The organism is Symbiobacterium terraclitae (genome assembly GCF_017874315.1).
GTDB lineage: Bacteria > Bacillota > Sulfobacillia > Symbiobacteriales > Symbiobacteriaceae > Symbiobacterium > Symbiobacterium terraclitae.
Map to the genome: position 1 here is coordinate 40,178 of NZ_JAGGLG010000014.1, position 23,488 is coordinate 63,665.

Here is a 23,488-nt window from a genome sequence, read left to right on the forward strand (position 1 = left end):
AACCTTGTCAGGTTTCGACCAGCTATGGGATGTTCTCATGGGCAACACCTCAAAATGAGAGAGATTAAGGGCAGATCAGATCTTCGTATGTTGGTTGCCAATTACCTCCCAATTGGGAAGGGGCCGTCCGATGCAGAGTGATCTGCTCTTCGGACAGCCCCTCCAGGAACTCCAACTAGCAACGCAAACCGGACAGAATTGAGACGAGTTCCTCGGGCTCTATTGTGTAACCTTGCGCACGTATCACACCCTCAGGTTCCTTGAACAAGAGGTCACCGTGGAACTGCAACTGCTCAGCCCCCGGGGCTTCGAGGATCATGCGCGAAGCGGTCACGTCGTTGACTCGCAAGGCAACCCGAGCGTTCATCAGGTTCCGAATGTTGGTTGGAACGAGATCGGCGCTTGGGCGTTGCGTGCAAAGGACCAGGTGGATTCCCCTGCTCCGACCGAGTTGGGCGACCCGACGGATGTTCTTGTAAAACGCGTCTCGTGCGTTTCGCTGACGACCAAGTTGGTCAACCAGGTCGGCAAACTCATCCACAACGACCACCAGGGGGGCCATGGGTTGCTGTGGGTTCTTGCGGTTGTAGTCCTGAATGTTGACGCAATGAGCCTCCATCAAGAACTCCCCGCGCGCATCAAGTGTTTGCGTTACTTGGCTCGAGAGAAGTTCAATGGCCTCATCAGCGTCATAGATGACTCGCCCACCTTCCAAGTGGGGGATCCCCTCAAAGAAGCTGAAGTCCTCTGGCTTTGAAGACGACAGGAACAGGCGTAAGCTGTCCGCTTCTGGGTGGGTGGTCAACAGGCCCAACAGGACTCCGTACAAGAACCGGGTCTTGCCCGCACCGGTTGTTCCTCCTACCAACATGTGGGGCATTCTGCCCAGATCCCTAATCACATCTTGGCCTTCCGGAGTGACGCCGATCGGGATGGGCATTTCCTCCGGCTTGCTGATGCGCGGCATGGCACGCAGTCCCTGTGACAGAGGCACTCGGACACGATCAATGCGGGGGACATCCAGTGCGATGAGATCTGACTGCGGGACCTGGGATACAAGCAGACCAGTTCGGCGCATCTCTCGACCTATATCCGGAAGCACGTCCCTGAGGGGGTCGAGACGTTGACCTCTAGCCAATCGAACGTAGAGTCTGATCACACTTGGTCCGACGACGGCCTGTTCTGGATCGCAGTCAGCGATCTGGACCCGATAGGATTGACAAGCCCGCCTGAAGGATCGGACAAGGTCCTGGATCTCCTCTGTCTTGGACACCACGCCCTCACCTTGCTCAAATGGTGAGGTTGATCTAACCGAGCTGGTTGTGTCAACACCGGGGATGCTTGGTTGGTCTTCTTCCACAGGGTTGTCATCAGCATCGCGAATTGGGACGTCTTCTGCGGCTATCTGGCTCGTGTCGGTCTCCTCAGCCAGTCGAAATTCGATGCGCGGATGGGCATCGGACACCAAGGATTGAACCTCCTGTGTTCCCAGCGTAACCAAGCGCAACGGGTGGACAGCATCCTGTACTTCAGGCCTCGAGGTGTTCTCCTCTGGTTGAACGTGTACGACTACTCCTGCGCAGCGGACTGGCAGGGTACTAGGCCGAGCGAACGTACCCTGAAGTCTGCGATACCATTCCCGTTTCCATTCGGGATCATGCACATCCCGGAAACACTCTCTAAACAGTTGGTACTTCAGTGTCTCGCGCCTTGCAGGCGTGAACAGCGTCTGGCTGTCCTCGTCACCGAAGATCGATTCGAGCACCTCAATTGTGGCGCGTAGTTGCTCAATGGCATGCCCGGCGAGCGCGAGGCCACCCTCGACCCGCTCCACCCGAACTTCGGCGTTATCTGCATGGGTTTTGACTTCGATCGGCTCGACCACTATACCGCCATCATCATCTACTCTCAAGCCAATCAAGTCAGCGCGCTGACTGGTGTTGTGCCGACTACTCAGCCATAGCCGTGCCAGATTCGAGTCGAGGGAGGCCACCAAGGAGATGGGGTAGCGGGTTCTGTACCAGGCTGCTGCCAAGACAGTTCCCATGAAAGCCTTCTCCTGACGCTCACGTACTTCGGGGTGGCCACCGGGTCCTGGAAGGGATAGCAGCCCCCCAGCGGCGATATGGCCAAAGCGTTGCACCAACGTCGCGACAGTCTGAACATCCGGGCGAAGATTGAATCTCCTCAGCAGGTCCACGAGATGCCCAATTGTGCGCGTGGACGGGGGAGCCCACACTCCAACTTCCCGCTGTCCGATCCGTCGTTCACCGAGCGGCACAGCCGACTCCGGGCTGTACGGCGTGAGGTCTCGATCGGCTATTACCATCCATGAGGCGGCTCCCGACGACAGCAGACTGTTCACCGAACGCAGGTCTGCACTTTGGTCATACTGGAGGCGAAGCTGTTGACCAGCCGGCAGCAACGCCGCTCGTTCGATTACGAAGTGATAGTCTGCAAAGATGCCCTCATCTGCCTCAGACGAGGGTGAGATAGTGCCTTTTTGGAACGTTTCGCTGAACTCGTACCGGTACGTGACCACCAACGGGCTTACGAGGAGCCTCCGAGCCTTGGGCGCGTGACCGATGTGGTATTGTGCCTGATCGAACAGGACAGCCAGATGCACCGGATGTTGGGCTAATCTGTTAACGGCTTCATCCACGTTGGGGACGCTGTGCATCTGAGTTACAATCTGTCCGCGACGTAGGAGTTCTGCCAGTTCATGATCCCGATCGTCCAAATCGAGCCTACCGAGGTCGGCTCTTGGGTTTTGACCACGCGTGAAGTAAACCTCAACCAGCACTTGCCGACACTTGCCTGAACGGTAGAAGTCGGCAATTGCCGTGAGAGCAAGCTTGACGTCCGGCACGTCAACCAGTCCCAATCTCAGTTGGGGGCTCGCAAAGGGATTGGTTGTCACGTACCGCTTGAGGACCTCTGGAAGGAAGTCGATTCCGTCACTTCCCAGATAGCGGTTCGTGTGGTTTTCGAAGGTAGGGAGGGTCTCGATGGTGCCCGCTTGAGGAAGAACTATAGGCTGTTCTCCAGCCACCTGCGGAGTCACAACCAGATAGTGCACGAGGTGCGGCAGCGACGGGAGCACCTCCGCTAGTGTCTCTCGCTCGTCGTCAGTAAGCTCTCTTCCCTCCCCGTTAACTTCTCTCAGAATCTCACGATATCGCCACAAGTGGAAAGGATGGAGGGGGGTTAGCAGCGCCTTCCACTCGCCTGGCGTACGGACGTAGATCACATCGAGACGAAGCAGTTCGGTCAACACGTACCGCAGTGCTTCGGCATCGCGTTCGTGAAGCAACGCTTCATACTGTCTGATCGACCTTAGCAGGCTTTCGTATGCATCCAGGTACTCATTCAGGGCCCTACGAGCGTCCTGATCCCCACCCAGCAGCGCGAAGGGGTAGGAAAGCAGGATGTCTGCGTTCCCGGCCAGGCGTTCGCGGGCATCAGTCATGCGATCTATGGCCTCGGAGAAGTCAGTGCCATTAGTGTATCTGTCAAAGCTACGTAGGAGTGTAAAGAGACACTTCCCGAGTAATCCCTGTTCTGGGTCCATGGGGCTATAAGGCTTCAGGTCAGTCAGTGATGCGTGGAGAAGTGCATCTTTAAGAGTGGTCCGAGTCGTTTCCAGGACACCGCCCCACCGTCCGTCTGAGCACGCACCCACGATTAACGCGGACAGGTCTCCATTCGGCAGATCTAGGACTACCGTTCGCCCCCCAAAACCAGGCGTTATCGCTACCGTTGCTTCGCCATCCTGCGGATTCGCGATCCTTCGGCGAATGGCTGCAACCAATTCCTGGAGGCCCTTCTGAGCATCTTCAGTACCCTGGGTAACACACTCAGCAATCGCTTGCACCAAGCGCTTACCTTTGAGAGGAACGGATTGCTCTGTGTCTCTTCCGCCATTGTCATCTACCAGGCGGTCAGGCGTAGGAACTCGCCTGTTCTTCTTAGGAAGAGGTCTTCCAGCCTTGATAAGGGCTTCTACGGTTTCTACATCCAGTCGACGAAGAGCCTGCTTGTCTCTAGTCGTGTAGAAGACCTTTAGGTCAGCAAATGCGCGACGAAGTCGCTCACGCTCGTCTCCACTTGCACCGACAAGGACATTTCCAAGGCGCTTCCTGCTCTGCTCGGAAAGGAGTGCCATTTCAACTAGTAACTCTCTATTGCGAACCAGACGCTCCCTTGGATCTCGTCTACGGTCGAGCAGCTGCTCATCACGCAACAACCCGAGACGCCATAGGTTATCAACGATCGCGTTAACATTCGCAGCATCCTGTTGAACTGCGCTGACGAACTGCTCCAATAGCTCGAGAGGAAATGTGTCGGACTCGTCCCGCAAGGCTTTCCAAAAGCGAACTTGGGGATCGTTGTTTGAGGGATCAGCTTGAGCTTGATCCAGGATGTAGGCGGCGATGTCACGTTCGGTGATGACATCGAGGTCCCCTAGAGAGTGCAGTTTCGGAGCGTCGTCCTTGACAAAGACTACAATGCGCCCTGCCAACTCCGGAGTACTTCTCCACTGCACAGCATCTTCTAGTTTGGTACTGATCCTTACGTTCTCTGGAATGGAGGTGCCCAATGGGTACCCCACGGCGCTGACGTGCAGGTCGTCGATCGTGGTCGACACCATAGCAGCAACAGCCGCGGGATCGATGCCGTGCACGCCCTTGACGACAACACCGATCTTCGCATTCCGAAGTTGATCGGTGAGAACCCCTGCTACTTGCACGTTACGATCAAGATTCATGGCTTACCTCCAGTTGCACCTGCAGTACGCCGTCTGCTAGCAAGCGAGCAAAACCCAAATCCCCAAGTCTCGCTGCGAACCGGCTACGGTTGGAGCGAAGCGAATCAGCATCTGCCTGGTACACACCTGCACTTACCAGTCTTTCTGTATCCTCGCTTCTTCCACCAACGAGGATCCCAAACCGCTTCCAGAGCCGCTCCTGAAGTGTGGGCATATCAACAACTGTCCCTGGCTCTACGGTAGCCCGGAGGAGGACTTCGAGGAGATCCTGTTGTACAGCGAACCGCTTGGCTGGTCTTAGATTCTCCGGCGGCCACAGTAACCCGCACCGGAGCCCCAACTGCCGCAAGTAACGAACCGGATCTGCCTCTGCCTCGATAGCCAATATATCGTAGAGAGCTTGTCCAGCTACGATGTACGGTTGGTCTGAGGAGCCGACCTCCTTGCGAGCCAGATCCCAGATCTCCTTTCCATCGTTGGATGGGGTACCTTTGTACGCCGGATAATCAGCGGTGGTGGGTTCGCTCGGAGAGTAGTAGTGCTCAAGGTATCTGCCGAATGCCCACGCATAGAAGCGAACCAAGGACTGACTAGCATACGTATACGTCATCGTGGAAGCTTTGGCTACCGGATCATCGTGATGATCTGAAAAGTCCAACAGTAGTGGCAGGACGCGATTCGAGCCCGATACATAGTAGCCCTCGAGACATGTAAGGTGGCGGACTAAGACGAGGCAAGCGAACAGAGTGATCATCCGAAGTCGCAGAAGCTTGTTCGGGTGTGAAACCAGGTGCTGCGACAAGGTTCTGGCGGCCTCGGCGAGCCCATTCCACAAGTCTTGAAACTCCGCAGGAATCTCAGCGTTCAAAAACGGTAGCTCATGGCAATCCATTTTGGGAGTATGCGATACGAACTCATCCTGAAGCAGCGGCAGGCTGAGCAGGGTTATTGGATCGTCGCATTCCGAGATCGACTGAAGAGCGCACTCGGCCAAAGGAGACTGTACCTTCTGCAGCCATGCTGCAACTAGTTCGCCGCCGGTTTGGGCAATTCGGTCCTTTGAGAGGAATCCTTGGAAGCCTGCTGTGTAAGATTCCATCTGGTCCCTGTGAAGGTAAACACCTTCATCAGCGTTAACAACCTTTCTTAGAAGGGGGCGCAACTTCCTCAGGTCAGCCTTGGAAACATCAGCAGGTAGGATCCTTCCCTGATCGAGTAGCCACTGATAGATAGTCTCCAGTTCGTGACCTTCCGGGACTGTCCCATCATTCTTGTGGGGAACTACGAACGCATTCAACAGGCGGGTATCTGCCGTTCGACCGACTAGAGTACGGAGCAGACCATTGGCGATGTGTACTGGCTTTACGTTCGTGGTATCGGGGTTCAACCCGACGTAGGTCTTGTCAATATCCGCGCGGATGGATTGGATGGTCAGTGGCACCGCGTCTCACTCCTTAACCTCAACAGACAGATACGTACGAGCTTGAGGATCAACGGTAACCCGCACCTGATCACCGCCAACCGGGTCAAGAAGCACCACGGTGACGTCGTCTGTGGGGTCGATAGCTTCTGACAGGAGTTCCATGAACTGCCACAACCTGCGGCTTGCGTCGCTTTCCAGGTACAAAACGGGGACCCCCCGTTCGACTTGGGCGAGAAGGTGGAACATCTCGAAGTCCACCCTCAACTGTGCCTGTGGGTTCGCCCGCAACCGCAGTAGAACGTGGTCTCGAGCCAGTTCGAAGGCGTTGGCCATCGACGGGATTAGCTGCGGGCGCACTAGCTCAAACTCACGCCGATAGCGTACTTTGCTTGAGTAGAAAACCTTGCGTGGCGAGTGGTTGTACCGATGACTTTGCCACACGATGAGCTCGTCTGCTCCGCCGTCAGATCCGAAGAAGCGGTTGATCCGTCGGAACAGAGTTCTGATTGCATCGCGATCTGATGTCGCTGACAGGAACTGCACAAACGCCGTCTCATCGTTACCTGCAACATCAAGCAGAACATCTCCGTGAGCATGGAAGAAGTAAAATGCCCTCTTTCTCGCTACGAACTGCTCAACGTCGTAGGGGTTGATTGGGCCAACTTCCTGCGTCCAGCCGGTGTCCCAGTCGGTAGTCTGGGTGTCGCCAAACGCGAGCTTTTCATCCCATATCGGATGTGTAATCTCGGCAGGGTCAAATGTCGCCCGGATTGCGTCAAACAGTCCTCCAATCCCTGTAAAAGGAAGCTGTGGAAGCGATAGCTCCCTGTTTCCCGAATCCGTCATGAGGTCGGCGCAACTTCTTCCCGCGAATAGCAGGTAGGAAACGAAACTCTGAAGCTCCCGGAGTGTAGCGTGATATCCCCTGCTGCTGACTCGGTCCAGAATAGCTTGAAGCCGCTCGCGGAAACGTGGGCTGCGAAGCAGAGAACGATTGCGGACAAAGTCGCAGCCCTCGCTTGGACAAGAGTTGCAAGCCGAGATGAAGTCGGGCGCAGCCATCTTGTTTATGACGGCCTCAACTATGTTCCGGGAAAGGACATTTCGTAGGTTTAGGTCAAAGACGGTGACTGAACGATCTGAAAACGAGGGGGCACCGCCATAAGCGACGGCTTGCGTGATCTGATCACGGGCCTCCTGAAGCGGTGTGAACTCGGGGTAGCGTTCAGCAAGGCTGAACAAGACAGCTTGGTTGATAGCCAGGCAGAACGGACGCCCCTCTAGCCGCGCTTGCTCCCAGCGTTCCTTCAACTCGTGGTCCAATAGAGTACTGGCATCGAGCTCAACAACTGGACGCATGGGGAGCTGACTCATGGCAGGAGCCAATATCCGCTGCAGGTGCGACTTACCGTCCCCCGGATTTCCTGTAAGCAGTACATCGCGCCCTGCCTCAAGTTCGGCGATAATCGCCCGGTCGAGATCCGTTTCAATGTGGATCGACTGGAGCAACCCCAGGTCGATGCGATCTGCAAATGAACTGGATCCCCTATATAGGTTGCGAACATACTCCCTAAGAGACTCATCGTGCCCAGCCGTCACACCAATCATCCCCTCCGCCTCGAACCGAATGGGTTGATACGCCGGTTCACGCGTGTCACCGCCATTATCCGGGGCCAGCACCAGGCTGTCTCCGGGGCTGAACTCCCTCACTTGGTCCAAAGCGGGTTGATATAAGATGCGACTCGCGAGCCAGCGCTGTCGCCAATACTCCGCAATGGCCTCGGTTCCCTCGATACCGTCCGTGTTATTGTCGAAGTAGTACTTGGGCTTATCGTCCATCCCGAGCAAGTATTCTCGACCATTTGTGGCTAGCCACGCGCCGTAAACGATTCGACCCATGGAATGTTTCGGAATCTCGTCAGTTACATATCGCTGCCCAGACTCAAATGCAGCATCCAGGGCTTGCCTGATGATCCTCAGCTTCGGACTTGGGCCTTCACCAAAGACATGGTTGACCTGGGTAACTCCCTCCGAAGAGGTAATGTCTTCCAGACATTGGAGCGTCAACCGGCTAATGTGCAAGGTGCCGTATCCGCTCGTCTCGCCGATTCTGTCCCATCTCACTGGCGGTGCGTCTGGCCGCAAGAGACCAGCGGGCAGTTTTAGTCGGTTGTACTGGCTTGAGCCGACACGGTACAGCGACGTAGTTCCCACATAGACGAGTTCCGCTGGTCTGATGACCTTCTGCCCCTTAAGTCTTGAGGCAATGTCACTCGGTCGATTGCCGTATCGCTCCCTGTAGTCAGCTACCACCTGGGGGGATAACGCCAGTAATGCAACCAGCTTACCACCAAGGAGATGGTTGTACGGGGGAATAGCACCACAGACGTTGAGCTCTAGAATGCTTGTTCCTACATGTCGACTCTTTTGGGCTTGTAGAGCGGAACGGATGGCCATCCTTACCGCGTCCTTCTGGACCAGTTCGGGCCATTTTCGACCAAATTCTGGGTCCGCCATGACTGCCTGAAGCGTTCGTTTGGCGCTAAGGAGGTTAGCGAGTTGCTCAGCGCGTTTACGGCGATACAGGGCCTCTTCTGCTGCCAAACTGATGCTGCCAAGTTCGCTTCTCTCTGCTTCTCCGTCAGTGTTACTACTCCACTCTCGCAGGGCCAGGTCCCGATCCTTCTTTGCTTCTTCGGCTATCCTGAGGAGCCGGCTGATTAGCTGCTCAGAAGGATTCTCGCACTCCTGAGGTGTGCACAGACCTTCTAGCTTGAGGTCTGCTAGCGCGTCGTGAACGTAGTTCAGAAGTCGCGCGAAATGCCGTTCGACTTCAGTGATGGACTGCGCTGAGTCTAGCTGTTGCAGAAAGCTCTTTAGGGTCCAACCGATGTACGTGTCACGACTCTCGATCTTTATTGGAGCATTCTCCAGCGATGCAATGCCAATGACAGGGTGATTGACTCTAGCAGCGTCCCGGACCAAGTAGAGCATGGTCCGGCCCGGAGTATTCTCGGGAGGCGAGGCCCAGGTCAGCCTGAAATAGCGCCAGATGTCTCCAAGTCGGTGACCGGAGAACTGGCAGACCGCGTTCTCCTGAACCAGCTGGAGGTATGGCCGCACAGCCTTACGCAACGCAGCGATCCTTTCCGCTTCGGGAAGGCTAGCGATGGACTCCATCTCAGCAGCCAGTTCTTTTCCATTCGCAATCAGAGCGGTAATCGGAAGCTTACCCTTGGGCGGGTTTTCCATCCGCTCGATAAACTCGCGAGCTTCCGCGATTTTGCTCAACCGGGCTTCGTACATAGCCATGCGAACAGACTGTTTTCTCTCGGACTTTTGCTCTTCAGGCACTCTATCCCCGGTGTCTGATGGTGGGCTGATCTGAATTTCTCCATCAAACCATCGACATGACCATCCAGCGACGAGAAGGTCGCGCAACAGCAGCCAACTCGCCCTGTAAATGCGCCGCTGCTGTGGATTGATCATCACCTCATGTGTTGCCCACTCGTACTCCTCCAAGGCAATTCTGCGGATTTCAACAGAGGGAGCCGCGGATTGGCACAGCTGAAAGGTCTTGGCGTGAAACCGCTCAAGGAATGTGCCGTTAAGTTTTGGGCGGTAAGGATAGAACGAGATCACGTAACCCACCCCTGTAGACCAATCAGTGTAGAGGGAAGTATGGCGCTGGCAGATGGGACGGTGGATGACCAGCCCGAACCAGTCCATACCTGTAGATTCCCCAAGATAACCGACTATTCCTTGTGAGAGAATCAGACGGAGTTCAGACAGTAAACTGGGGGGCAGTCTTGACCTAGGGGACTGCCCCAACGCTGTTCTTCCTTCGCGCCAATCCCCCTATAGTCTACCCAGATTGACCCTTGCACTGTTTCCCATATCCATGTTATTGTCTCCCTAGAGAAACACTCGTGAAACAATCCGTTTCCCAAAGGGGGCGCGGTCCGTGAAGCGCTGGTCCATCCGTGACGTCGCCCGGGTGGCCGGGGTATCCCCCGCCACCGTGTCCCGCGTCCTCAACAACAACCCGTCCGTCGCGCCGGACCTCGCCCGGCGGGTCCACGAGGCCGTCCGGGCACTCGAGGGCGGGCCGGCCGTGCCCCGGCGGATCCTCGTCGCCATGCCCCGGCGGCTCGAGACCTACGAGCCCGATCCCATGGGCGGCGCCTTCTACGGCCAGGTGCTCACCGGCCTGCACCAGGTCTTCCAGGAGGCCGGCCACGACCTCGCCCTGCTGCCCTACAACCCGGCCGACGGCGCGGAGGCCGTCATCCGGGTGCAGCAGGACCGGGCGGACGCCCTGGTCCTCATCGGCGCCGACGCCTCCGAGGAGCTGGCCCGGGAGGCCCAGCGGCAGTCGCTGCCCGTCATCGTCATCGACCGGCACGTGCGGGGCGTCGACTCCGTCATCTCCGACAACCTGGGCGGCAGCGAGGAGGTCACCGCCCATGTCCTCCGGCAGGGCTACCGCCGCCTCGCCTTCGTCAGCGAGTCCTTCGCCGACCCGTCCTTCGCCGCGCGCAAGCTGGGCTTCGAGCGGGCCGTGGCCGAGAGCGGCGTGGCGGGGGTCGACGTGCGCCAGTACGAGCTCGGCTTCGCCTGGTCGGACGCCCCCGCGGTGGTGGAGGAGCTCTGCCGCGCCTTCCGGCCGCCGTTTGCCATTGTCGCCGCCAACGACATGACCGCCCTGCACCTGCTCGGCATCCTCAAGGCCAAGGGGCTCTCCATCCCCGACGATGTGGGCCTCGCTGGCTTCGACGACATCGCCCAGGCCGGCCGGGTGGACCCGCCGCTGACCACCGTGCGGGTAGACAAGCTCGAGATGGGCCGCCTGGCCGCCCGGCGGGTGCTGGAGCGGCTGGAGGTGGCCGACCTCCTGCCCGTCACCATCACCATGCACGTCGCCCTGATGGAGCGGGCGTCCACCGCACTGCAGACCGTGCTTCAGGGAACCCGCCAGGAGGGCTGATCCGCCCCCGGCGTTCTCAGCGACCAGCCATGCCTGTCCAATCATGTCAAGGGGGTATTGGGATGAGACGGACTCCGCGACTTCTGGCCGCCATGGTGCTCTCGCTCTCGCTGCTCCTCTCCGCCTGCGGCGGCGGGAAGACCCAGCCGCCTGCCCAGCAGGGCGGGACGCAGCAGCCCACAGACCAGCAACCCGCAGCCCAGCAGCCCACCAACCAGCAGCCCGCACCTGCTGAGAAGGTGACGATCCGGCTCGCCACCTGGGCCGGCGCCGAGGAGGCGAAGGAACTCCAGGCCGTCATCGACAAGATCAACGGCGAGGCCACCGACTACCAGATCGTCCACGAGCCCGCCCCGGCCGACTACTACACCAAGATCCAGACCATGTTCGCCGGCGGCACCGCGCCCGACCTGCTCTGGCTCGCCCAGGAGTACGTGGTGCCCTACGCCGCCAAGGGCGCGCTGATGGACATCACCGACCGCCTGGCCAAGGACAGCCGCCCGGCCGCCAACCTCGACGACTACTTCCCGATGGTCCTTGAGCACGCCCAGTACCAGGGCCGCACCTACGGCCTGCCCTGGATCGCCCAGCCCGTGATCGTCTACTACAACGAGGCGCTGTTCGACGAGAAGGGCCTGCCGTACCCGACCGACGACTGGACCTGGGAGGAGTTCCGGGAGCTCGCCGTCAAGCTCACCGACAAGGAGCGGGGCATCTACGGCACCACCTTCAACGGCTGGCCGCCGGTGCACATGTTCATCTGGCAGGCCGGCGGCGAGGTGATCTCGCCCGACCTGAAGAGCTCGCCCATCGACTCGCCGGAGGCCATCAAGGCGCTCGAGTTCTACAGCTCGATCATCTACAACGAAGAGGTCGCCCCGGCGATGGCCACCCTCAACGAGCAGGGCTTCGGCGAGATGTTCAAGGCCGGCAAGATCGCCATGTTCTTCGGCGGCGCCGCCGACGACCTCGACCGGGTCGAGGGCCTGCGGGTCGGCCACGTGAAGGTGCCGAAGGGCCCGGTCAACCAGACCACCTTCGCCTGGGCCGCCTCCACCGCCATCAACGCCAAGACCAAGTACCCCGACCAGGCCTACGACGCCCTGGTGGCCCTGACCGAGGGCATCCACAACTGGAAGATCGTGCCGCCGCGCAAGTCCATGGCCACGGCGGAGCAGATCGTGAAGAACGAGCCCCGGAAGGCGAAGGGCGCCGACACCATCATGCGGGCCGCCCCGGATATGCGGGCCTTCCGCATCATCCCGAACCACCCCGAGTGGGACACCATCTTCTGGGAGCAGCTGCAGGATCCGCTGTACAACAAGAAGGGCAGCGCCGCTGAGCTGGCCGGGAAGGCCCGGGCCGCCCTCGAGGAGGTCCTGCCGTAGCGAGCGCACGCACGGGCCGGCCCCCTGGTCCCCAGGCGGCCGGCCCGTTTGCCAGACATGACGGGGGGAGTGTCGGTGTCCAATCCGTACGTCTACACCCTGGTGCACTGGCTCGTGACCGGTGCGGCCATGCTCGTCCTGATGCTGGTGGTCTACGCCTTCCTCCGGGCGCTGAAGGCGCGCCGGGCCACCGCCATCGGCTACGCCCTCATCCTGCCCTGGGTGCTCGGCTTCCTCATCTGGCAGGTCTACCCCTTCGTCTACTCGCTCTACCTCGCCTTCACCGAGTACGACGTGCTCACGCCGCCCAAATGGGTCGGCCTGGCGAACTTCGAGCGCATGTTCACCAGGGACATCCGGTTCTGGCCCTCGGTGCGTCTCACCGTCCTCTACTCGGTGATCAGCGTGCCCCTGGGGATGATCGGGGCCCTGGGCACCGCCACGCTGCTGGCGCAGGACGTGAAGGGCGTGGGCTTCTGGCGGACGCTCTACTACGTGCCCGCGGTCCTGCCCGCGGCGGCCACCGCCCTGCTCTGGCGCTGGATGTTCGCCCGGCAGGGGCTGATCAACACCCTGCTCACGCCCATCTACCGGCTCCTCGGCACGGAGCCGCTCTCCTGGTTCTCCGACGAGCGGCTGGTGCTGCCCTCCTTCATCATCATGTCGTTCTGGGGCGTCTTCGGCGCCAACACCGTCATCCTGCTTGCGGCGCTGAAGAACGTGCCCAAGGAGCTGAAGGAGGCGGCCCGGGTGGACGGGGCCGGCCCCTGGACCGTCTTCTCCCGCATCACCGTGCCGATGATCTCGCCCGCCCTCTTCTACGTGCTGATCATGGGCGTGATCGGCGCCATGCAGAACTTCACGGCACCGCTCTTCATCACGACCCCCGGCGGCGCCGGCACCTTCCTGAACGTCTACGTCTACCAGCAGGGTTTCACCCAGTTCAAGATGGGCTACGCCTCGGCCGTGGGCTGGTTCCTGATGGTGCTGATCCTCTTGCTCACCGCCCTGGTCTGGAAGTGGTCGGCCGCCTACGTCTACTACGAGGGCGAGATGCGCCGGAGCTGACGCGAGGGGAGGGATCCGGATGCGGCCCAGGCTTTTCGACCTGCTGAAGTCCTTCGTCACCTACTTCCTGCTCACCCTGGGGGCGGCGGTGGTGGTGGTGCCCCTCTTCTGGATGATCTCCACCTCGCTGAAGGGGCCGGACGCGCTCTTCACCTACCCCCCCGAGTGGATTCCCAGGCCCCCGGTGTGGCGCAACTACATCGACGCCTGGAAGATGCTCCCGTTCGGGCGCTTCCTCTTCAACACGATCTTCATCACGGTGCTGGCCATGACGGCCGAGCTGCTGACCACCTCGCTGGTGGCCTTCGGCTTCGCCCGCTTCCAGTTCCGGGGGCGCGACACGCTCTTCTTCATCCTGCTCTCCACCATGATGCTGCCGGGCGTGGTCACCATGATCCCCAGCTTCCTGCTCTGGTCGCGCCTCGGCCAGGTGGACACCTTTGACCCGCTGACCATCGGCGCCTGGTTCGCCTGGGGCCCCGCCTACATCTTCATGATGCGGCAGTTCTTCCTCACCATCCCGCGGGAGATGGAGGAGGCGGCGCTCATCGACGGGGCCAACGTGTTCCAGATCTACTGGCACATCATGCTGCCGCTGATCCGCCCGGCCCTCATGGCCATCGGCGTGCTCTCCTTCCAGGGCAACTGGAACAACTTCCAGGCGCCGCTGATCTACCTGAACACCATGGAGAAGTTCCCCATGATCCTCGGCCTCAAGTTCTTCGAGCAGTCGCTCTCGAAAGAGGCGCCGCTCTGGAACTACATGATGGCCATGTCGGTGCTGATGGCGGCGCCCATCCTGGGCCTCTTCTTCTCCGCCCAGAAGTACTTCATCGAGGGCCTGAACGTCGGCGCCACCAAGGGGTAGCCGGGGGGAGGTGTGCCCGATGCGGAGAACGCTGCGGTGGGCGCTCCGGCGCACGGGACTGCCGCTGCACGGGAGTCCGCCGCTGCGCCGGGTACTGGCCGCAGGCCTCGTCCTGCTCATCTTCATCCTCGCCGGCTGCACCTCCAGCCCCGGCCCGGCCCCCGGCCCCGTCCCGGAGCGAGTCGACATCGATCCCCCGTGGGGCCCCGAGGCGGTGGAGCGACCGATGCGCAGCGGCCTGATCAACCTGACCCACCTGAACAGCCTGGTCGAGCCCATGGAGGTGGAGGGGCGGGAGCTCTCCCTGGTCCACATCTACGCCGAGGCCCCCAGCTACGGCTGGGTGGACGCCAGCGACGAGGGCATCGCCTGCGTGGACGACGTGGCCCGCGCGGTCATCGTCTACCTCAACTACTACCGCGACACCGAAGACCCCGCCGCCCTGGCGCAGGCCCGCCGTCTGCTCAACTTCGTCCTGTACATGCAGGCCGAGGACGGCGAGTACTACAACTTCGTCACCGACAACCGGGGGACCATCAACCGGACGGGCCAGACCTCCTACAAGGCCTGGTCCTGGTGGGCCGCCCGCGGGCAGTGGGCCCTGGCTGAGGGCTACGCCCTCTTCCGGGAGCTGGACCCCGAATACGCCGCCCAGCTGCGGGAGGCCTACCTCCGGGGCGAGGAGGCCCTGAAGGCGAGCCTCACCGGCTACGGCCGGTGGGATGAGCTGCACGGCGCCCGGGTGCCGGCCTGGCTCCTGGGCGGCGGCTCCGACCTCACGGCGCTGGCGCTCTACGGCCTGGCCGCCTGGTACGAGGCGGAGCCCAACGACCAGACCCGGGCGCTGATGGAGCAGCTGGGCGAGGCGGTGGCCGCCTACCAGCTGGGCTCCTTCGCCGAGTACCCCTTCGGGGCCCAGCCCTCCAACGCCGCTTCCACCGCCCTCTGGCACGCCTGGGGCAGCCACCAGGTGATGGCCCTGGCCCGGGCCGGACGGCTGCTGGGGCGGGGCGACTTCATCGCCGCCGCCCGCCAGGCCGCTGACTCCTTCTTCACCTACCTGCTGGTGACGGACCTGGTCAACGAGGCGGCGGTGAGCTTCCGGCGGCAGGGGCAGATCGCCTACGGCGCCTCAATGCTGGTCCACGGGTTCGACGAGCTCTACCGGGCCACCGGCCGGGCGGAGTACGCCCGCTACGCGGGGCTGGCCGGCTCCTGGTTCTTCGGCAACAACATCGCCGGCGTGGCCATGTACGACCCCGGGACGGGGCGCGGGTACGACGGGATCAACGGCGCCAACCCGTTCATGGTGAACCGGAACGCCGGGGCTGAGTCCACCGTCGAGGCGCTGCTCTCGCTCCAGCGCATCGTCCGGGAGCCCGAGGCGGCCCGGTACCTGGAGTACCGGGAGGTCGGCCGCTCCTACGCCGCGGTGGTGGAGGTGGAGAGCGGCCAGCCGGTCTCCGGTTCCCCCGAGTACGGTCGGCGCGACTGGACCGGCGAGGCCACCTTCTCGGGCGGCCGCTACTACGCCCTGGCCCCCGGCGACGCGGTGGAGCTGGAGCTCCCCGTGGCGGAGGCCGGGGAGTACCACCTCTACCTGGCCCACGAGCGCCAGGCCGCCCCCAAGGACGCCGGCGCCAACACTGTGCACGCCGTCCGGGCCCCGGGCCCGGTGCACATCGACGGCATCCTGGATGACGCCGAGTGGGCGGGGGCCCCGGCGCACGCCGTGGAGCGGCAGGAGCAGCTGCTGCGGGGCCGCTCCACCTGGCCCGGCGCGGAGGCCGACTCGTTCCGCTTCCGCCTCATGTGGGACGACGAGAACCTCTACATCGGCGCGGAGGTGCGCGACCCCGAGCACTGGCAGCAGAGCGTCGGCCCCGGCGTCTGGCAGGGGGATGCCCTCTGGGTCTACCTGGACACCGCCGGCGGCGGCAGCCGGGTGGACGTGAAGCTCACCTTCGCCCAGACCCCGCAGGGCCCCCAGGTGTGGGACTGGCGGGGCGGCGGCTTCCTCCCCGGCGCCCGCCTGGCGTTCCGGCAGCTGGACGGCGGCTACGTCTACGAGGCCGCCCTGCCGCTGGCCGCCCTGGGTCGGCTGGACGCACTGCCAGACCGGGCCGTACAGGCGGCCACGGGAGCTGTCTGGGTGGCGGGCATCGACGTGGGCCGCGGCGCCACCGGCGGCGGCTTCATGTGCTGGACCGGCCTCGACCCGGACGCGGCGGAGAACCACGCCCCGCTGGCCTTCGTCGCAGAGCCGCCCGCGCGGCAGGACGTGGTGGCCCCGGCCTCCCAGGGCCCGGCCGATGTGGCCGTGACGGTGGAGGTGGGGGAGCACGCTCCGCTGGTGCTGCACGAGGCCGTGAGCCCCGACCGCGACTACCTCTGGCTCGACCGCCTGACGGGGCTGCCGCTGCGCCTGGAGCCCGGCGTCTACCGGGTGCGCATCACGGGCAGCGGCGCCGATCCGGCGAGGCGCTCCGTGGTGGATGCGCTGTGGCTCGTGCCCAGCCGGCAGCGGAAGGTGCTGGCCGGCCCCGACGGGCGGCAGCTGGAGCTGATCCGCCACTGGAACGCCGGGTTCACGGAGTGGAAGGAGTGACCGGATACGTTGTTCGAACCAGTGCGTCTCGGCATCTCCGGCCTCGGCGGCTTCGGCCGGTTCGCCCTGGACGCCCTCGCCCGCACCCCTGAGGTCCGGGTGGTGGCCGTCCACGACGTCGACGGGGAGCGCGCCGTCCGGATCGGCGGCGCCGCGGGCGCGGCGGTCTGCTCCACCTACGCGGAACTGGTGACGCACCCGGAGGTGGAGGTGGTCTACCTGGCCACGCCGCCGTCCGCCCACGGCCCCCAGGCGCTGGAGGCCCTGCGGAACGGGCGCCACGTCTTCGTGGAGAAGCCGCTGGCCACGTCCCCGGACGAGGCCGACGCCATCGCACGCCTCGCGGCCCAGGCGGGGCGCAAGGTCGGCATCAACTACGTGCTCCGCTTCAACCCCATCTACCGGCTGGCCCGGCGCATCGCAGCAAGCGGGCTGCTGGGGTCCCTGCGCCACATGAGCCTGGAGAACGACGCCGCCGACGAGAACCTGCCTCCGGGCCACTGGTTCTGGGACCCGGCGGTGAGCGGCGGCATCTGGGTGGAGCACGGCGTCCACTTCTTCGACATCGCCGCACACCTGGCCGGCGCCCGGGGCGAGATCCAGTACAGCCAGGCCTGGCGGCGGGCCCCCGAGGGCCCCGTCGACCGGGTGGTGGCGGTGGCCCGCTTCGGCGACGTCCCCGCCACCTTCTACCACGCCTTCGACAAGCCCGGCCGCATCGAACGGACCACGTTCCGGCTGGCGCACGACGTGGGCTACATTGACGTCCTCGGCTGGATGCCGGTGGCGCTGGAAGCCGAGGCGATCCTGGACGAGGCCGGCCTCTCGGCGCTCACCGCCCTGGTCTCCGGCGGCATCCTGGAGATGGGGGCCGGGCGGACGGCGCCCATCCGGGCCGCCCTGGACCTGGTCCAGGGCTACCCGGGCCAGGAGCGGCGGACCCGCGGCCGGTGGGCGGACCGGGAGGTCAGCCACCGGGTGAGGCTCACCGTCGAGTGCCCCGAGGGCAAGATGGCGGTCTACGCCCGGACGATCCAGGCCGGCGTCGCCGACTTCGCCCGGGGCGTGCGGGACCCGTCCTACCGGCCCGAGGTGACCCTGGCGGACGCGGCGGCCTCCCTCGGCCTGGCCGTGGCCGCCGCCGGCGGGGCGGTCTGCGCACCGACCGGCCCCTGATCCCGCCGCGCCGCATCCCGTACTCAACAGCAAGAAGGGGGCCCCGATTGTGCTGAAGCTCAAGCGCCTGTCGCAGCAGCCCATCCTCACACCGATCCGGGCGCACGCCTGGGAGCGGGAGGCCGTGTTCAACGCGGGCGCGCTCTACGAGAACGGGCTGTTCTACCTGTTCTACCGGGCGGCCGACAACCGCTTCCGCCTGGACCGCCCCGAACCGCGGCCGGAGGAGAAGTTCGTCTCCTCCATCGGCCTGGCGGTGTCGCGCGACGGCGTCAACTTCTCCCGGTTCGACCGGCCCGTCTTCACGCCCGCCACCGAGCAGGAGGCCTGGGGGGTGGAGGACCCGCGCATCACGCGCATCGGCGACACCTACTACATGCTCTACACGGCCTTCGGCGGCCGGGACTGGTATGACTACCGCCCGGCGATCGCCTGGTCGCAGAACCTCATCGACTGGCAGGGGCGGGAGATCCTGCTGGACGAGCCGAACAAGGACGTGGCCCTCTTCCCGGAGAAGGTGGGCGGGCGCTACGTGCTCCTGCACCGGCGCGAGCCCCACATCTGGATCGCCTTCTCCGAGGACCTGCGGCACTGGACCGACCACCAGGTGCTGATGGAGGCGCTGCCCGGCGGCTGGGAGGCGAAGAAGATCGGGGCCGCCGGCCCGCCCCACCGGACCGAGGCCGGGTGGGTGCTCTTCTACCACGCGGTGGACGCCGACCACGTCTACCGGCTGGGCGTGGCCCTGCTGGACCTGGAGGATCCCACCCGGGTCCTGGCCCGCTACCCGCACCCGATCCTCGAGCCCGAGACCGACTGGGAGCGGTACGGGCTGGTGCCCAACGTGGTCTTCTCGTGCGGCTCCGTGGAGAAGGACGGCGCGTACTACGTCTACTACGGCGCCGGCGACTGCTGCATGGGCGTGGCGGCCGTGGACCGGTCCGCGCTGCTCTGGCACCTCACGCAATCGAAGTAGGGGCGCCGGCATGCCGGCGGCCACGGCAGCACGTCCCCGCACCGCCCCGTCTCTCGCACCTGCCCATCCCCATCAGGAGGCCGACGACGCATGATCAAGCTGGAGCGACTCTCTGACCGGCCGATCCTGGAGCCCAACCCCGCCCACGAATGGGAGCGGGCGGCGGTCTTCAACACGGCCGCCATCTACGACAACGGGCTCTTCCACCTGCTCTACCGGGCCACGGACATCGGCTGCCACGCCCGCTACGGCCGCTACATGAACAGCATCGGCTACGCCGTCTCCTCCGACGGCGTCCACTTCAGCCGCCTCGACCGGCCGGTGATGGCCCCGGGCGAGCACATCCAGGAGCTGCGGGGGCCGGAGGACGGCCGGCTGGTGAAGATCGGCGACACCTACCACCTGACCTACACCGGCTTCTCCGACCGGTTCGAGGGCGACTACCGCATCTGCCGCGCCACGTCAAAGAACCTGATCACCTGGGAGCGGCACGGCGTGGTGCTGGATGAGCCCAACAAGAACGCCTCGCTCTTCCCCGAGAAGGTGGGCGGGCGCTACTGCCTGCTCCACCGCCGGTACCCGGACATCTGGATCGCCTTCTCCGACGACCTCGTCACCTGGACCGACCACCGGAAGGTCCTCTCACCCATCCCGGGCACCTGGCAGGACGCCCGGGTGGGCATCGCCGGCCCGCCCATCAGGACCCGGCAGGGGTGGGTGCTGATCTACCACGCCGCCCGGAAGGCCGACAACTCCTACCGGCTGGGCATCGCCCTGCTGGACGCCGCCGACCCCTCGGTGGTGCTGGCCCGCCAGGCCGAGCCGATCATCGAGCCGGAGCTGGAGTGGGAGCGGGTGGGCTTCGTACCCAACGTGATCTTCTCCAACGGCCACGCCCTGCGGGGCGACGACCTCTACGTGTACTACGGCGGCGCCGACACCGTGATCGGCGTGGCGGCCGTGCGGTACTCGGACCTGCGGTTCTGACGCTTCCTGCCATCCCCCTGTGCATCGCGCGAGGGCACCGGCCTGCGGCTGCAGGCAGGTGCCCTTATCCAGCAGAGGACATCTGCGAACGGTTGGTCATCGCCCGGGCCAGGGGGCGCGGCTGAAACGCACCTAGGGCACGCTCACCACGAACGTGTACCGGACCTCCTGCCCGGCCCGGGTGAGGACCACGACCTCGACCTCCCAGTCGCCGGGCATCCCGAAGATGATGGGGTCGGCCACGTAGACGCCCGGCTCCGTCTCCCTGGCCTCGACGGAGTGCAGGCCGATGTCGTGATCCCGCTCCCGGACCCGCAGGCCCACGCTCGCCCCGGAGATGGGCGTGCCGTCGTGCTCGGCGACCTCGACCGTGGGCGTGTTCATCCCAATGCGGGCAGGTGTGATCTTCAGCCGCAGCGCCAGGGGCTGCAGGTGCACCAGCGAGGAGAAGGGGCCGGACCGGGCACGGATCTCGGCCCTGGCCGGCGGCATGCTGGTGAGGAAGCCGGTGGCCGCCACGATGGCGACCAGCAGCGCCAGCTCCGCCCAGACCGCCCGGCCGAACCGGCCGTGTCCCCGGCGCACCATGTTGAGCGCCCCCAGGGCGAGGACCGGCACCAGCAGGGCCAGCTTGGTGGCCAGCGTTCTGCCGTAGGTGGTGGTCGTGACGGCCTCGGGGCCCGGCACGTGCAGCAGGGCGCCGTAGGCTCCGGTGCCCGCCAGCAGCAGGACGGCGGCGGCGGCGACCGGCGTGAACCGGCGGATGACCGGGTCGAGGAGCGCCCGCCGCTCCGCTGGGCCGAGCGACGGCAGCGTCAGGGCGAACCCGGCGAGACCGCCCGCCCAGGCCGCCGCGGCGAGCAGATGGACGAAATCGGCCGCCACGGGAAGCCACTGCCGCGTGGCCATGGCGTGGCTCTGCAGGCTGAGGGTGAGCAGCAGGCCGGCGCCGGGCAGCAGGGCGAGCGCCCGGGTCAGGGGGCCGCCGAGCCGCCCGGCGTAGGTCAGGATGCTCCCGGCGAGCAGGCCCAGGGCCGAGCGCACCAGCCAGAGCTGCCCCGTGCGGGTGCCGGTGGCTGCGTTGAGCAGCAGTCCGGCCGAGAGCGGCTCGCCGGAGGCCTGCACGGCGTACAGGCCCAGTTCGCCGAGGCCCGAGAGGATCAGGAGGCTGCTCAGCACGTCGCCCACCAGCCGCAGCGACCCGGGCAGTCGCCGCACGCCGGCCACCGGCGTCCAGACCAGCAGGAGGAATGCCGGCAGGCCGGCCAGGAGGAGCGAGAGCCACTGCGTCAGGCCGTGGAGCAGGCCGGCCGGAAGCGAGACGCCCGGTGCGCCTGCGCCGCCGGCTGCCTCCGCCGGGGGCGGCGCCGTGCCCACGGAGAAGGCCAGCGTCCCCTGGACCACGTGGCCGTCCAGCGAGGTCACGCGGTAGCTGATCGTATACAGCCCCTCGCCGAGCGGTCTCAGTCCCGCCACGAGCCTCGTCGGGTCCTGCGGATCCACGCGCCCGTCGCCGGCGTCCACGCGGACGCCGGCGCTGTCGCGCACCTGGATGGCCGTGAACGCCGCGGTGACCGGCTCGCTGAACCGGACCTCCACCGCCGTGGGGGGCTCGCGCAGCACCGCCCCGTTGGGGGGGCCGCTGCCCACCAGCTCGGCGTGCGCCCCGGCCCGGCCCGGCGTCACGATGAGGGCGGCCACCGCGGCCAGGATCAGCACCAGGCGCTTCACGGCGGGCTCCCTACCTCCTGCGGAGGGAGAGGACCAGGGCGGCTGCGCCCAGGACCAGCCCGCCGTAAGCGGCACCGGTGGTGAGCGGGCTGGCGGCCGCGGCGGGCGCCTGGGCGGCAGCGGGATCAGCGGCAGGAGCGGGAGCCGGAGCGGGCGCCGTGGGCGCAGGCGGCGCCTGCTCCTGGCCGTGGGCGTCTGTCACGGCCTCGCCGGCCCTCACCTCCATGAAGGAGGCGGGGGTGTTGGAGTCCGAGGCGCCCGCCCAGGCGACCACCTCGCCGCCCTCGTAGGTCTGGTAGACCCGCCAGGCGTACCGGCCGGGGGTGGCGTGGGTCTTGCCCTGGAACTCGAAGTCCTGGAACTCGCCGTCCAGGATCTTGCCGCCCGACCAGGTGATCGCGGTCACGGTCCTGCCGTCGGCGCCCCGGGTGAACTCATAGTTCCAGCCGGGCACCGGCTTGACCCGGGAGACGGCGAACCCCTCGGGCACCTCCACCCTGACCTCGACGGTGGGGACCTCCTTCTCGTTGGGCACCCGGAGCACGAACACCTCGTAGCTGCCGGCGGTCACGACCCTGGGCTGCACGGTGGCGTGGGCGCCGGCCAGCCCGGGCACGAAGAAGAGGGAGAGGGCCGCGACGATGCCCGCAGCAACAGCTTTCTTCAACATATAGATCCCCCTTGTTACCTATCTGTGGTGTGAATTACCACAGTCTGGCCCGCGCGTCACTGGGGCGACGACCTGAGCCCGTTAGGTAGCATGCCCGATGTCGAAGGCCAGGCGCTCGGCGGCGACAGCGAGCACGGCGAATCGCCGAAGGCGGCCGCCGCCTGCCGCGGTGCTCCGGCGCGCACACCGCCGGGCACCGCAGTGCAGCAGAACACCACGACCACCAGCCCCAGCGGAGTGGTGGTCGTGGCGTTCTATGCTGAACCTGGAGCCCGGCGGCGAACCCCCGAAAGGAGGGGCAGTATGGTCAAGCAGTACGCGAGCCGAATTCCGGTTGGCTGCCGCCACGTCTGTAAGGGGAATCGACGGCCGGGCTCCCGGGCACCGCGGGGTGCCTGGTTCCATTATTGCCCAGACCAGCTTTCGTCAAACCGGACCGGAGCCGACTATCAACCTTCATGATCGGCATAGTGCGCACAGAGCTGCAGTGCTCATACGGGAGGTCCGTGCAACAGAAAACCATGGCCACCGACCTAGGGAAAGCAGGATATGGGTACAGTGGAACAGAATAACAATTCGGAGCCCGGCGGCGAGCCCCCGAAAGGAGGGGGCAATATGGTGAGTCTCACCATAACAGGGCGACACGATAGCCGTCGCCTTGCTCGTGCTGATCGTGCTCAGCACGGTTGCTTCAGCCGCTAAAGACAAGCGGTAGGCTATGCGATTTCTTGCTGGCTGCCGCCAAGTCTTGAACGGGGACGCGACAGCCGGGCTCCCGGGCACCGCAAGGTGCCCGCTTCCATTATTGCCTAGACTAGAAATCGCTAGTCGGAGCCCG

Annotated in this window: 13 protein-coding genes; 8 read left to right on the plus strand and 5 right to left on the minus strand. The window is 64.3% G+C overall.

Annotation, left to right across the window (positions count from 1 at the left end; all coding sequences use genetic code 11):
* Positions 1 to 175: 175 nt before the first annotated feature.
* The 3 genes from J2Z79_RS09645 to J2Z79_RS09655 are packed head-to-tail and all read right to left on the minus strand — an operon-like array spanning position 176 to position 9,833.
* A complete protein-coding gene (locus tag J2Z79_RS09645) occupies positions 176 to 4,768 on the minus strand; it encodes an FtsK/SpoIIIE domain-containing protein (protein WP_209466664.1) in 4,593 nt (1,530 codons plus the stop codon).
* Positions 4,758 to 6,209, minus strand: a complete 1,452-nt coding sequence (locus tag J2Z79_RS09650) for a hypothetical protein (RefSeq protein WP_209466665.1) — start codon at positions 6,207 to 6,209, stop codon at positions 4,758 to 4,760. The genes J2Z79_RS09645 and J2Z79_RS09650 overlap by 11 nt, the downstream gene beginning before the upstream one ends.
* Before the next feature lie 6 nt (positions 6,210 to 6,215).
* Positions 6,216 to 9,833: a Druantia anti-phage system protein DruA gene (locus J2Z79_RS09655; protein WP_209466666.1), complete on the minus strand. Its 3,618-nt coding sequence runs from the start codon at positions 9,831 to 9,833 to the stop codon at positions 6,216 to 6,218.
* A gap of 322 nt (positions 9,834 to 10,155) precedes the next feature.
* Here J2Z79_RS09655 and J2Z79_RS09660 point away from each other — a divergent pair, with 322 nt between their 5' ends.
* From J2Z79_RS09660 to J2Z79_RS09695, 8 genes are all read left to right on the plus strand, one after another.
* Complete coding sequence (locus J2Z79_RS09660; RefSeq protein WP_209466667.1) at positions 10,156 to 11,178, plus strand: LacI family DNA-binding transcriptional regulator; 1,023 nt, start codon at positions 10,156 to 10,158, stop codon at positions 11,176 to 11,178.
* Positions 11,179 to 11,240: 62 nt separating this feature from the next.
* A complete protein-coding gene (locus tag J2Z79_RS09665) occupies positions 11,241 to 12,566 on the plus strand; it encodes an ABC transporter substrate-binding protein (protein ID WP_209466668.1) in 1,326 nt (441 codons plus the stop codon).
* Between the two features lie 75 nt (positions 12,567 to 12,641).
* Positions 12,642 to 13,634, plus strand: coding sequence for a carbohydrate ABC transporter permease (locus J2Z79_RS09670; RefSeq protein WP_342589460.1), 993 nt, complete (start codon positions 12,642 to 12,644; stop codon positions 13,632 to 13,634).
* 19 nt (positions 13,635 to 13,653) lie between these two features.
* Positions 13,654 to 14,502, plus strand: coding sequence for a carbohydrate ABC transporter permease (locus J2Z79_RS09675; RefSeq protein ID WP_209466669.1), 849 nt, complete (start codon positions 13,654 to 13,656; stop codon positions 14,500 to 14,502).
* 19 nt (positions 14,503 to 14,521) lie between these two features.
* Positions 14,522 to 17,110, plus strand: a complete 2,589-nt coding sequence (locus J2Z79_RS09680; RefSeq protein ID WP_209466670.1) for a sugar-binding protein — start codon at positions 14,522 to 14,524, stop codon at positions 17,108 to 17,110.
* A gap of 9 nt (positions 17,111 to 17,119) precedes the next feature.
* The gene (locus tag J2Z79_RS09685; RefSeq protein WP_209466671.1) at positions 17,120 to 18,286 is read left to right on the plus strand and encodes a Gfo/Idh/MocA family protein; all 1,167 of its coding nucleotides are present in this window, start codon (positions 17,120 to 17,122) and stop codon (positions 18,284 to 18,286) included.
* A 49-nt stretch (positions 18,287 to 18,335) separates the two neighbouring features.
* Complete coding sequence (locus J2Z79_RS09690) at positions 18,336 to 19,262, plus strand: beta-1,2-mannobiose phosphorylase (RefSeq protein ID WP_209466672.1); 927 nt, start codon at positions 18,336 to 18,338, stop codon at positions 19,260 to 19,262.
* A gap of 90 nt (positions 19,263 to 19,352) precedes the next feature.
* On the plus strand, positions 19,353 to 20,249 hold the full coding sequence (locus tag J2Z79_RS09695; RefSeq protein WP_209466673.1) for a beta-1,2-mannobiose phosphorylase: 897 nt from the start codon (positions 19,353 to 19,355) through the stop codon (positions 20,247 to 20,249).
* A gap of 132 nt (positions 20,250 to 20,381) precedes the next feature.
* Here J2Z79_RS09695 and J2Z79_RS09700 read toward each other — a convergent pair whose 3' ends face one another.
* Both J2Z79_RS09700 and J2Z79_RS09705 read right to left on the minus strand, forming a co-directional pair.
* Complete coding sequence (locus tag J2Z79_RS09700; RefSeq protein ID WP_209466674.1) at positions 20,382 to 21,980, minus strand: copper resistance CopC/CopD family protein; 1,599 nt, start codon at positions 21,978 to 21,980, stop codon at positions 20,382 to 20,384.
* Between the two features lie 10 nt (positions 21,981 to 21,990).
* Complete coding sequence (locus J2Z79_RS09705; RefSeq protein ID WP_209466675.1) at positions 21,991 to 22,647, minus strand: YcnI family copper-binding membrane protein; 657 nt, start codon at positions 22,645 to 22,647, stop codon at positions 21,991 to 21,993.
* Positions 22,648 to 23,488 lie beyond the last annotated feature (841 nt).